The following is a 12,141-nucleotide window of genomic DNA, read 5'->3' on the forward strand; positions in this document are numbered from 1 at the left end:
ATCCGTGGGTGTCAGAGTGGAATCGACGGGGATAAAGGAAGAGGGAAAGATCAAGGATATTCTCAGGGAAAGAGGTTACTCCGTTTACACCTGGACCGATCCGCCGGGGACCTACTATCCAACCCACACCCATCCTGACAGGGAGATCAGGTGGGTTGTTGAGGGAGAGGTGGTGATAGGAGCGGAGGGAAGGGAGATAGTCCTGAGAGAGGGGGATATGATAGAGCTCGATCCTGAGACACCCCACTGGGCAAGGACTGAGAAGGGGGTAAAGTATATATGCGGGTCTAAGTGATGGGAAAGATTGTGGAGTTTCCTTCGGGAGACGGCAAAGAAAAGAAGAAGGGAACTAAAGAGCTGCGGACGGAAAAACTTACACAGGAAGAGATGGAAAGACTTGTAGAACCTTTTCGGGACGGGTTGAAAAGGCTCTATCCTACGCAGGTAAAAGATGTTCTCGGGATGGTGGGTTTTGGAGAGAAGAGAGGAAAGGAAGTTCTCACAATGGGAGTTCTTCTATGGCAACCCTTAAAGAGTAAAGAGCCGGTGGCTTCAACCTTTATAGCTCTCTTTCAAAACGATCGTCTTGAGAAGGTTTCCTTCTTAGAGGCAAAGAACAACTACTGGGACTGGAATATCATGATAGAGACCTATCAAAGTCGCTTTAATACCAAGGAGATGTTCAGGGAACTTCAGATGCTCAGGAAGCAGCTCTTCAGTCAGGGCGAAGAGCCTTAATTTCCTCCATTATCTCAAGGGAGACCTTTCGGTAACCTTTTAGATTGTCCTCGTAGCCTAAAAACTTTCTGGGCTTTCCGATGTAAACCGAGATGGGGGGACCGGGCTTGGGGAAGGAGCTTCCTCTTGGAAAGACTCTATCCGTTCCCTCTATCAGGACGGGAACTACGGGAACTCCGCTCTTTACAGCCAGAAGACCTATCCCGGGCTTGGGCCTCAGGAACTCTCCCGGCTTTGCCCTCGTTCCCTCAGGGAATACGGCGACGGCGCACCCCTTATGAAGCAGTTCGAGAGTCATCTCGAGGGTGTCCACGTCTCCCGCCCCTCTCCTGATGGGAATGGCCCTCATGTGCCTTATTATCCATCCGAGGGGAGGCTTAAAGAGCTCCTCCTTTGCAAGGAATACCAGCGGCTCTGGGAAGACGGAGTTCAAAACCGGAGGGTCGAGATGGCTCCTGTGATTGGAGGCGACTATGTAGGACCCTTGGGAGGGTATGTTCTCGTCTCCATAAACCTCTATCCTGAAGATCTTCCTAAAGATCGGCTTGGTGATGGGACAGAGGGGTTTTATAAAGTACCTTCCGATAGGGGTTAGGGGGCAACCGCTCAACTACTCCTTCCTCTCTACCTTCTCCCTTAAGAACTTTACAAACTCCTCTACGGTCATCGTCCCGAGGTTCCCTTCCTTCTTGCTCCTGACCGATACTGTTCCAGCCTCAGCCTCTCTGTCTCCCACGACCGCGACGTAGGGTATCTTCATCAGCTCCGCCTCCCTTATCTTCGCGTTCATCCTCTCGTCCCTACCGTCTATTTCAGCGCGAAAACCTGCCTCGATAAGCTTTTCGAGAACCTTCCTACCGTAATCTACATGCCTATCCGCTATGGGAACTATCCTCACCTGTGTGGGGGAGAGCCAGAGAGGCAGGAGTCCCGCGTAGTGTTCCAAGAGTATTCCTGTGAACCTCTCTATGGAACCTAAGAGCGCCCTGTGGATCATGTAGGGTCTGTGTCTCTGATTGTCTGGTCCCACGTAGGTCATGTCAAAGCGTTCAGGGAGGTTGAAGTCGAACTGGATCGTAGAGCACTGCCAGAGTCTTCCTATCGCGTCCCTGATCTTCACATCTATCTTGGGTCCGTAGAAGGCTCCACCTCCCTCGTCAATCTCGTAGGTGTATCCGAGATCCTCCACCGCCTTCTTGAGGGCGTTCTCGGAGATCTCCCACTGTTCGTCGGAGCCTATGGCGTCCTCGGGTTTGGTGGAGACGTATATCTTGAAGTCCTCAAAGCCGAAGTCCTTGAGCATTGAGAGGGCGAGGTCGAGGGTCTCCCTGATCACTCCGTCCACTTGTTCGGGAGTGCATACGATGTGGGCGTCGTCTTGGGTGAAGCCCCTGACCCTAAGGAGTCCGTGGAGAACTCCTGACATCTCATATCTGTAGACCGTTCCCAGCTCGGCGAGCTTTATGGGTAGTTCCCTGTAGCTCCTGACCTTGCTCTTGTATATGGCTATGTGAAAGGGACAGTTCATAGGCTTTACGTAGTACTCCTCCCCTTCCATCTCCATGGGAGGGAACATGTTCGGTCTGTAGCACTCCAAGTGCCCGCTTATCTCCCAGAGCTTCGACTTTCCCACGTGGGGTGTATAGACGAACTGATAACCTCTCTTGAGGTGCTCCTCCTTCCAGTAGTCTTCGAGGATCTTCCTGTAGATAGCACCCCTCGGAAGCCAGAGGACGAGACCCGCCCCCACGTTCTCGTCTATCATGAAGAACTCCAACTCCCTTCCGAGCCTCCTGTGATCCCTCTTCTTAGCCTCCTCGTAAAATCTCAGTCTCTCCTTGAGTTCCTTGTCGCTCCAGAAGGCTATCCCGTATATCCTCGTGAGCTGAGGCTGATCGGATCTTCCCATCCAGTAGGCTCCCGATATGGAGGTGAGCTTGAAGGCTCCCGCCTTACCTGTTGAAGGAAGGTGAGGTCCTTTGCAGAGGTCTACGAAGTCCCCCTGCTGATAAACGGATATGACCTCCTCAGGAGGGATCCTGTTTATTATGTCTATCTTGTACTTCTCCCTCAGTTTCTCAAAGAGCTTTAAAGCCTCCTCCCTCTCGAGCTCCTTCCTCAGGATAGGATAGTCTCTCTTTATTATCTCCCTCATCTTCTCCTCTATCTTGGGGAGGTCCTCCTCCGTTATCCTGTGTCCCTCAACCTCCACGTCGTAGTAGAAGCCCTCTTCGGTGGTCGGTCCCACTCCGAGATGAACCTTCTCCGTTCCGTAGAGTTCTTTGAGAGCCTGAGCCATTATGTGGGCGAGGGAGTGTCTCAGGATCTCTAAACTCTCAGGATCTTCCCGGAATATCGGTTTTATCTCTCCGCCCTCGTTTACAGGAGTTTGAAGATCTATGATCCTGTCTCCTATCCTTCCACCGAGAGCACTCTTTATACCTGCAAGTTCAAAAATACTACCAAGGGTAGTTCCCTTCTCTACCTCAAGCTCCTTGCCCTCTATGGAAACCTTTATCTTATCCTTCACCTTCATGGTCTTCATATTTTACTATTCTATAAGGCTGAGATAGGAGGGAGTATGATGGTAAAAAGATCGGTCGCTCTTCTTCTCATGCTATTTACCTTCTCCTTCCCTCAGAAGGTTATAAAGGCTCACGAGGGAGCCGTGAGAGATATAGATCTCGCGGGAAAGTTCTTCGTTACCTGTGGAGACGACGGCTACATAAAGATCTGGACACTTGACGGAAAGAACATTTTGAAAATCAGAGGGCACAGGGGACAAATACTTTCAGTTGCCATAAACAGGAGGGGGTTTGTAGCCTCAGCCGGAGAGGACAGAGTTATAAAGGTATGGCGTTTACCTTCAGGAAAACTGGTTAGGGTTCTCAGAGGGCACGAGGACTACGTCAGGGCTCTCGCCTTTTCAAGGTACGGAAGGAAGCTCGCCTCCGGTGATGATCTGTGGGAGATCAGGCTCTGGGATGCCACCGAGTGGAGATTGATAAGGAAGTTTCAGGGACATAGCGGTTGGGTGTTCTCCATAGACTTCTCCCCGACGGAGGACATCTTCGCCTCGGCGAGCAAGGACAACACTATCAGAGTATGGTACCCGGACGGAAGGTCGGAGGTTCTTCAGGGACACAAGGATTACGTTTACGACCTTTCCTTTTCCCCCAACGGGAAACGGCTCGTATCGGTTGGAAACGACGGATACGTTATAGTCTGGGATGTAAAAAGGAAAAAGATCTTGAAGAAGTTTAAAGCTCACGAGGGTGCTATATACACGGTGTCATACTCTCCCGACGGGAAGATGATAGCCACCGCCGGGTTTGACAGCCAGGTAAAGCTCTGGAGCACTTCAAACTGGAGTACCATAGCCATTCTCAGGGGACATAAAGGTTCAGTTGTGAGACTGAGGTTCTCTCCTAACGGAAGGAAGCTCATAACCGCCGATGACAGAGGCTGGGTGATCATCTGGAACGTGAGGTGAACATGTCCTTGTAGAGTATGTAAGACTTAGGAAGACCCTTTATGTTCACCTCGTAAACGTCGTACTCCTTCCTCCACTCTTCCTTTATATCCCTCCCCTTCATTACGAAAACGTATCTCTCCGAGAGGTTTTCGAGAACAGGTCTTATCTCCTCAAACTCGCCGAGCGCCCTCGCTACCACTATGTAGAACTTTCCCCTCACCCTCTCCGCCCTATCGCAGATGACTTTCCAATCAAGGTCAAGCTTTACCTTCAGATACTCCAGAAAGCTGCACTTCTTCCCCACCGACTCTATCAGGAAGAGGTTAAACTCCTTTAGATATATCTTGAGGGGAACTCCAGGGAAGCCCGCACCCGATCCCACATCGGCTATATCCCTCCCTCTCCAATCGATGCCCAGATCGAGAAAACATTTTGCCAAGGAGAGGGAGTCTATGAAGTGTCTCCTGACTATCTCCTCGTCCTTCTCGATCGCCGTGAGGTTGTGAACCCTGTTCCACCTCTTGAGCTCCTCTAAGTAAATCTCAAACCTTTCCAGATCCTCCTCTTCGAGCTCAAAGCCCGCTTCCCTGAAAATCTCTTTCATACGAGCTTTTCTATCCTCCTGAGAACCTCTTCGACCACTCTCTCTGGTTTAGAGCTTCCATATATCTCCCTTCCCATAACTATCATGTCCGCTCCTAAAGAGACCGCTTTCTCAGGAGTGAGGACTCTGACCTGATCCTGGGTTTCCCCTCCCAAACGGATACCGGGAACGACGGTGAGCAGTTCCGTCTTCTCCTTAACCTCTCGGACCTCCTTTGCCGAGCAGACGACTCCGTCAAGACCGCACTCCCTTGCCTTTCCTGCAAGGTAGAGAACCATCTCCTTCAGACTGCTAAGCTCAGTTCTAAGAAAATTCAAATAGCTCTCATCGTGGCTCGTCAGGATAGTAACACCGAGTAGCTTTATCCTGTTCCTCTCCGAAACCGCCCACTCCATCATTCTCTCCCCTCCGAGGGTGTGGAGGGTGAGGTAATCCACGCCGAGCTCCTCCGCCTTCTGAACCGCTATCTTCACGGTGTTGGGTATGTCGTGGAGTTTAAGGTCGAGGAAAGCCTCCCGCTTTCTCGTTTTCACTTCATCTATTATTTCCCTTCCACCGTCCAAGAAGAGGCGGGGACCTACTTTAAAAACGATAGGGTATTCGGAGAGTCTATCTATTAGATCTAAGGCTCTTTTTCTGTCTACGTCTAATGCTACACAGAGCTTAGGCATGAATCATAAGTATAAGCTCTAATAACTTTTAGGTCAAAGAAGGATGGGAAGACGGGAAAGGGGATCTCCCTTCATGTTTGAGACGAGCTTGAGAAATACGAGGGCGGTTATGTAGGCATCGTCTAAGGCGGAGTGAACACCTTCCGTTGGAATCCCCATATCCTGCGCTATCTCCTGAAGACTCTTCTCCTGACCTCCCCTCCTCTTCCACAGATGAAAGACATCGATCCGATAGGTTATAAAGGGAACTCCGAAGAACTTCAGGGTATACCTGCTCACCATCTTCCTGTCGAACTCGACATTAAAACCTACAAGGAGACTTCCCTTCACGTAATCGAGGAAACCCTCTACTACCTTTCGGGCGTCTTCACCTTTCCTTTCGAGATCTTCAAGGGTTATTCCGTGTATCTCCACCGACTCCCTCCTCAAGTTTTCAGGTTTTATGAAGCGGTGAAAGGCGGTGGAGAGCTTGAGAGACATACCTTCTACCTTTAGAGCTCCTATTGAAACGATCTCAGAACTCTTCACATCCAAGCCTGTGGTTTCCGTATCGAAAACGGTAAAACTTGCCTCCTCTATCGGAGTTTTTAAATCTATCCCTTCGAGGAGATCATGGATAAGCTCAGAATCCCCGTACTTCCTTAAGAGGAGCTTTTTCTTGATCTGAAGGAGCAGGTTCATTTAGGTATTCCCGCAGTGTACCTTCTCTCTATGAAGCTCTGGAACTCCTCAACTATCTTGAGTGTGTCCTTTAGGAGATCCCTCTCCAGCTTGGAGAGCCTCTCGGGATTAACGTAGTTGTCGGGTTCTCTCCCCTCCCTGAGCTTCTCTATCTGAGAACGGAGCCTTAGGGTCTGGAGAAAGGTGTAGGCTTCCTTAAGATCGCCTCCGAGGTCCTTGGGAAGTATCCCCTTCTCCATCAATCTATCTATTCTATCGAGGGTCGAGGTCTCCCTTACCTTTCCTTTAAGAGAGAGGGCTCTTACTCCCTGAGTTATAGGAAATATACCTCCCTTCTTTATGTCGAGTTCTCCCCTGTGTTCCCCTCTGCTCTCTAAGACGAACCTACTCATAAAACCTATGGGAGGTTTGAACCTTATCGCATCAGTTAGCATATAGGCTATGAAGAGCTCATCCCCTTCTAAGGATTTGAAGATAAAGTCACGAAGATCCTCGACAAGCTCAGAGTTCCCGAAGGCGTTTCTAAAATCGAAGAATATACCGAGCTTGAGGGTATGTTCCGGCTCAGGCCTTGCGAACCAGGAATTCAGCCTCTCCTTCCATCTGCTTATCCCTAACCTCCACTCTGGATTTGATACCATCACGTTTCCGGGACAAGGAGGGAAACCTATCTCTATAAGGATCTCGGTGTAAAGCTTTCCGAACCTATCGAAATAATCGTCCACGTCAACATCCAGCATGGGATAGGTATCGTCGTATATGAGAGCGTTGTCCTGATCAGTCTTGAGCGTCTGCTCTCTCCTCCCTTCGCTTCCTAAAACCATTATGCTGAAGGGAACCGGAGGTTCCATCTGGAGCTCTCTGATTGTAAGAAGAACCGCCTTAGCCATTATCTTGTCGTTGATCTCGGCTATCAGCCTGCCTATGTAGTTCACCTTCAGACCTTCGGAGAATAGATCGATTACCATGTCGTCGACGAGAGAGTAGATGTACCTAAGGTTCTCTACGCTCTCTGACCTCTCTATTTCCTTTATCAGTACGACGAGGTTCTTGCTTTCGTGGGCTATTATGTCCTTATCCTCTAAAACTCCCACGAGCTCTCCCCTTCTGCTTATCCCTATCCTCCTTATATTCCTGCTCGCCATCTCTATTATCGCCTCGAAAAGAAAGCTCTCCTCGTCCACGTGTATAACCGGGAAGCTCATTATCTCGGAAAGTTTGGTTGAGGAGGGATCCTTCCCTTCAGCAACTACCCTCTTTATAACGTCCCTCTCCGTAACTATCCCGATCTGGGAGTCCCTGACGAACACACAGGAGAGATTCTTATCCCTCATCTGGATGGCGGCGGACAGGACTGAGTCATCGCCTTTGAGGAAGGGCACCTCTCTGAACTTGAGATCCTTTATTTTCAGAGTGAGGAATCTCTCTAAAGAACCCGCTTCCTTTACTGGAGCCTTAACCATCCTGACAGTGGCTGATAGCTTCTTTGCCAAGTTCTTTGCAAAGAAGAGCTCGAACTCCTCGTACTTCTCTATGAGCTTAAGGAAGACTTCCTTAGGCAGAAGGTAAAGGATCGCATCCTGAACTACTCTCCCGGTTGAGGTGGGAGGGTTGCCGCTCAGGAGAGAGGGGTATCCGAAGACGTCTCCCTCGTGGAGGAAGTCTATTTCCCTACCGTCCACCTCTAAGACCACCGCTCCCTTACGGATTATGTAGAGATACTCTAAAGGCTGTGAGCCTTCCTCGAAGACGATCTCGTTCCTGGGATAGTAGCGAACGATTATGTGAAAGGAGAGGGCTCCCAGAGCCTCCTCCGGGAGCCTCGAAAAGGGGTAGTGCTCCTTTAAAAACCTTTCTACATCCTGAATCATACCTCGTGGATCTTCTTAGGATACCTGAGTTCCTCAACGAGCTTCTGTATTCTTTCGGAGGGGGGAGGTGTAGCGAGGGTAACCGCAACGGTAACTATGAGGTTAGCTATGAGTCCAAAGAGTCCAGAGGCTGTGTGCTGTATTCCCCATATCGAGAAGCCCTGAGTCTTGTTAAGGTAGATGTAAAGGATAGTAACCAGTAGTCCCACAACGAGACCGGATATAGCACCTTGCCTGTTGAGCCTCTTCCAGAACACTCCGAGGACGAGTGCAGGGAAGAAGGATGCGGTTGCTAAGGAGAACGCCCATGCAACTATCTGAACGATGAAGGCTATCTTCTGCGCCGCGACGAAACCACCGATGATACCGGCAACGGCGACCGCTATCTTACCGATCATAACGACCCTTTTCTCAGGAGCGTCGGGATTGATCATCTTGTTGTAGAGGTCGTTGGACACAGCCGCGGCTATAACGAGGAGGAGTCCGTCAGCTGTCGATAGAGCTGCGGCAAGACCTCCAGCCATAACGAAGAATCCTACCACCGCAGCCAAACCGGCTATCTCGGGCGTGGCGAGGACGACTATATCCCTGTGTATGTTCAGCTCTGCCCACTGAATTATACCGTCACCGTTTTTATCGAGGACCTTAAAGAGACCCGTCTCAGCCCACTTCTGAGCCCAGGCGGGGAGTTGGTCTATAGGCTTGCCCACAACGTCCTTGAGGATGACGTATCTCGAAAAGGCGGCGTAAGCAGGGGCGGTGAGATATAGAATAGCTATGAAGAAGAGTGCCCATCCTGCGCTAACCCTCGCGTCCCTCACCGAAGGTGTTGTAAAGAACCTCATGAGCACGTGTGGCAGTGCTGCCGTTCCTGCCATAAGAACGAAGGTGAGAGCGAGAAACTGTGCAAGGTTGAACTTAACGAAGGGCTCAACGTAATGGGGAGAGATTCCGTACTGGGTCTCGAGCTCAACGATGTTCTGGAGGACCTTACCGTACAGGAACTGGGGCAGAGGAACTCCGAACCACTGAGTAGCGAGGATGGAAACAGGAAGCAGATAAGCGGTTATGAGGACTATGTATTGGGCTACTTGTGTCCAGGTGATGGACTTCATACCGCCGAGAACCGTGGTAGCTATTATGATGATCATTCCGATGGCAATTCCCAGCTCAAAGGGAACTCCAAAGAGTCTCCCCATTATGATTCCAACACCAGCCACCTGACCGACCATGTAGGTGAAGCTTATGATTATCGCCGTAATGAGCGCTACTAACCTTGCGAAATCACTCTCGTACCTCTCCGCTATGAAGTCGGGCACAGTGTACTTACCAAACTTCCTCAGGTACGGTGCTATCAGAAGTGCAAGGAGGACGTATCCCCCGGTCCATCCCATTATGTAAGCGAGTCCGTCGTAACCCAGAGCGTAGAGAGCTCCTGCCATGGATATGAAGGATGCGGCACTCATCCAGTCGGCGGCAACAGCCATTCCGTTCCAGAAGGCGGGAATCCTTCTACCGGCGACATAGAACTCCGCCGCTTCCGTAGCTCTGTTATAGATTGCTATCGCCATAAAGATTATGACTATCCCAAAGACTATTACATAACCCATTATGTTCTCCATGGCTCACTCCTCCACTCCGTATTTTTGATCCAACCTGTTCATAGCATAGGCGTATACGAAAATGAGAATTACAAAGGTGATTACAGACAGCTGGGCGCTCACCCAGTAATGCATAGGGAAGCCAAATATGGAAAACTTGCTCAGGGGCTTTGCAAAGAGCGCCCCAACGTAAGAAACGACGAACCAGATTGCCAGGAGAATGGTAATTAATCGCACATTCTCCCGGTGGTAAGCCTCAAGCTTTTCCCTGTCCATCCCGCACACCTCCTTCTAAAATTTCGTTTTAAAGTTTACAAAACGAAGTTTAACATGTCAATTATTTTGTTTGAAATAAAACATTGTTTTATTGAAACACCATCTAAAAGTGGTGATTGTCCATCTACTTGCTGTCTCTATAGGCTGGTTTTAAGTAAGCTTGTATACTTGCATTCCTAAGCTCTTGTGCCACAATAATTAAAAAGGTTATTAGAATACTCTTATTTTGTTTAAATAAAACGATGTTTTATTAAAATTTGGCTTGTCTTATTTAAAAATTGCATTATAAAATTTTAAAAAATCATGAGGAGGTGGAATTATGGCTGATCAGGAAAAGGCTGAGGTTCTTTTAAAAGTTAAGGAGAAGTATTGGCCTCCAAAGGAGATAGTTGAGAGGGCTTGGATTAAGGATTACGAATCACTGTATCAAGAGTCCATAAAGGACAGAGAAGGGTTTTGGGCTAAGGTCGCAGAGGAGCTCCACTGGTTCAAGAAATGGGATAAGGTCTTAGAGTGGAACTTTCCCTATGCCAAGTGGTTCGTCGGAGGGAAGACGAACATAACTTACAACTGCCTCGACAGACACGTCCAGAATGGAAAGAGGAACAAGGTTGCCTACATCTACCTTGATGAGGATAACAACGAGAAGAAGATAACCTACGGTGAGCTTTTAGAGTTGGTGAATAGAGTTGCCAACGGTCTTAAGTCCCTTGGAGTCCAGAAGGGAGACAGGGTATCGATCTATATGCCGAACACCATAGAGGCGGTCGCCACGATGCTCGCCTGTGCGAGGATAGGAGCCATACACAGCGTTGTCTTCGCGGGATTCTCTGAAGGAGCTCTTAGGACAAGGATAGAGGATGCAAAGGCTAAGGTAGTTGTAACGGCGAGCTACACGAAGAGGAGAGGGAAGAGAATAGATCTTCTTCCTACGGTGGAGAAGGCTATAGACGGCCTTGATTTTGTTGAGAAGGTCGTTGTCTGGGACAGAGATGGAGATGTCCTTACGGAAGAATCGGGTGATCTTTTCGTAAACTTTGATGAAATGGTAAAGAACGCCTCTCCGGAGTGTGAGCCCGAGGTCATGGACGCAGAGGATCCTCTCTTTATCCTCTACACCTCCGGAACCACCGGAAAACCGAAAGGAGTTCTCCACACCACCGGAGGTTATATGGTCCAGACCTACTTCACCTCGAAGGTAGTGTTCGACCTCCATGAGGACGATATATACTGGTGTACAGCTGATATAGGTTGGATCACAGGACACTCCTACATAGTTTACGGAATCCTTGCCAACGGCGTTACCTCCCTAATAGTTGAGGGAGCTCCTGACTATCCCGATCCGGGAAGATGGTGGAGCTACGTCGAAAAGTACAGGGTGAACGTCTTCTACACTGCCCCGACAGCCATAAGGATGTTTATGAGGTACGGAGAGGAGTGGCCCGCCAAGTACGATCTGTCCTCCTTGAGAATTCTCGGCTCGGTCGGTGAACCCATAAATCCTGAGGCGTGGCACTGGTATTACAAATACATAGGAAGGGAAAAATGTGTAATCGTAGATACCTGGTGGCAGACGGAGACAGGAGCTCACATGATTACCACCGTTCCCTCCTATCCTGCCAAACCCGGTAAGGCTGGAAAGCCGATGTTCAGCGTAGAGGTGGATATAGTAGATAAGGACGGAAAGAGACTACCTCCCGATACGGTCGGATTCCTCGTTATAAAGACTCCTTGGCCCTCAATGCTTAGAACCTGTTGGGGAGAGCCAGAGAGGTATGAGAAGTACTGGAACACCGTCCCCGGAGTCTACTTCGCTGGGGACCTCGCCTCCTACGACGAGGAAGGCTATATTATGATCCTCGGAAGGGCTGACGACGTTATAAACGTCGCTGGACACAGGATAGGAACGATGGAGGTTGAAAGCGCCCTCGTTGATCACCCTGCCGTTGCCGAAGCAGCCGTTATAGGAAAACCCCACGAGGTAAAGGGCGAATCCATAAAGGCGTTCGTGATACTGAAGAAGGGCGTGGAGCCTTCCGACAAGCTGGTGGAGGAATTAAAGCTTCACGTAAGAAACGAGCTCGGACCAATAGCTGTTCCTGACGAGATAGAGTTCGTCGAAAAGCTTCCCAAGACGAGGAGCGGAAAGATAATGAGGAGGGTTCTCAAAGCTCAGGAGCTCGGTCTCGACGTCGGGGACGTATCCACCCTCGAGGATTAAATC

General features: G+C 49.6%; 12 protein-coding genes. 4 read left to right on the plus strand and 8 right to left on the minus strand.

Annotation, left to right across the window (positions count from 1 at the left end; genetic code table 11):
• The first annotated feature begins 4 nt into the window (after window positions 1-4).
• Together ACZ483_RS01780 and ACZ483_RS01785 are read left to right on the plus strand one after the other, a co-directional pair.
• Entirely contained in the window at window positions 5-295 is a 291-nt protein-coding gene (locus tag ACZ483_RS01780) for a cupin domain-containing protein (protein ID WP_464324461.1), read from the plus strand.
• The gene (locus ACZ483_RS01785; RefSeq protein ID WP_464324462.1) at window positions 295-738 is read left to right on the plus strand and encodes a hypothetical protein; all 444 of its coding nucleotides are present in this window, start codon (window positions 295-297) and stop codon (window positions 736-738) included. Before ACZ483_RS01780 ends, ACZ483_RS01785 begins: the two co-directional genes overlap by 1 nt.
• Here ACZ483_RS01785 and ACZ483_RS01790 read toward each other — a convergent pair.
• Window positions 716-1,348 carry a lysophospholipid acyltransferase family protein gene (locus ACZ483_RS01790; protein ID WP_464324463.1) on the minus strand — a complete coding sequence of 211 codons (633 nt, stop codon included), beginning with the start codon at window positions 1,346-1,348 and terminating at the stop codon, window positions 716-718. The genes ACZ483_RS01785 and ACZ483_RS01790 overlap by 23 nt on opposite strands.
• Complete coding sequence (gene thrS, locus ACZ483_RS01795) at window positions 1,349-3,274, minus strand: threonine--tRNA ligase (protein ID WP_464325160.1); 1,926 nt, start codon at window positions 3,272-3,274, stop codon at window positions 1,349-1,351.
• A 45-nt stretch (window positions 3,275-3,319) separates the two neighbouring features.
• Here thrS and ACZ483_RS01800 point away from each other — a divergent pair, with 45 nt between their 5' ends.
• Entirely contained in the window at window positions 3,320-4,231 is a 912-nt protein-coding gene (locus tag ACZ483_RS01800) for a WD40 repeat domain-containing protein (protein WP_464324464.1), read from the plus strand.
• Here ACZ483_RS01800 and rsmG read toward each other — a convergent pair.
• From rsmG to ACZ483_RS01830, 6 genes are read right to left on the minus strand one after another with little or no spacing between them, the layout of a single operon-like run.
• Entirely contained in the window at window positions 4,212-4,817 is a 606-nt protein-coding gene (gene rsmG / locus ACZ483_RS01805; protein WP_464324465.1) for a 16S rRNA (guanine(527)-N(7))-methyltransferase RsmG, read from the minus strand. The two genes, ACZ483_RS01800 and rsmG, sit on opposite strands and share 20 nt — an antisense overlap.
• Window positions 4,814-5,488, minus strand: a complete 675-nt coding sequence (gene pyrF / locus ACZ483_RS01810) for an orotidine-5'-phosphate decarboxylase (protein ID WP_464324466.1) — start codon at window positions 5,486-5,488, stop codon at window positions 4,814-4,816. Before pyrF ends, rsmG begins: the two co-directional genes overlap by 4 nt.
• Before the next feature lie 33 nt (window positions 5,489-5,521).
• Window positions 5,522-6,169, minus strand: coding sequence for a 3'-5' exonuclease (locus ACZ483_RS01815; protein ID WP_464324467.1), 648 nt, complete (start codon window positions 6,167-6,169; stop codon window positions 5,522-5,524).
• The gene (locus tag ACZ483_RS01820; protein ID WP_464324468.1) at window positions 6,166-8,040 is read right to left on the minus strand and encodes a putative nucleotidyltransferase substrate binding domain-containing protein; all 1,875 of its coding nucleotides are present in this window, start codon (window positions 8,038-8,040) and stop codon (window positions 6,166-6,168) included. The genes ACZ483_RS01815 and ACZ483_RS01820 overlap by 4 nt, the downstream gene beginning before the upstream one ends.
• The gene (locus ACZ483_RS01825; RefSeq protein ID WP_464324469.1) at window positions 8,037-9,662 is read right to left on the minus strand and encodes a sodium:solute symporter family protein; all 1,626 of its coding nucleotides are present in this window, start codon (window positions 9,660-9,662) and stop codon (window positions 8,037-8,039) included. Before ACZ483_RS01825 ends, ACZ483_RS01820 begins: the two co-directional genes overlap by 4 nt.
• A gap of 3 nt (window positions 9,663-9,665) precedes the next feature.
• Window positions 9,666-9,917 carry a DUF4212 domain-containing protein gene (locus ACZ483_RS01830; RefSeq protein ID WP_464324470.1) on the minus strand — a complete coding sequence of 84 codons (252 nt, stop codon included), beginning with the start codon at window positions 9,915-9,917 and terminating at the stop codon, window positions 9,666-9,668.
• Window positions 9,918-10,236: 319 nt separating this feature from the next.
• Here ACZ483_RS01830 and acs point away from each other — a divergent pair, with 319 nt between their 5' ends.
• The gene (acs, locus tag ACZ483_RS01835) at window positions 10,237-12,138 is read left to right on the plus strand and encodes an acetate--CoA ligase (RefSeq protein WP_464324471.1); all 1,902 of its coding nucleotides are present in this window, start codon (window positions 10,237-10,239) and stop codon (window positions 12,136-12,138) included.
• The last annotated feature ends 3 nt before the right edge of the window (window positions 12,139-12,141 follow it).

This window comes from Hydrogenivirga okinawensis (assembly GCF_055385515.1).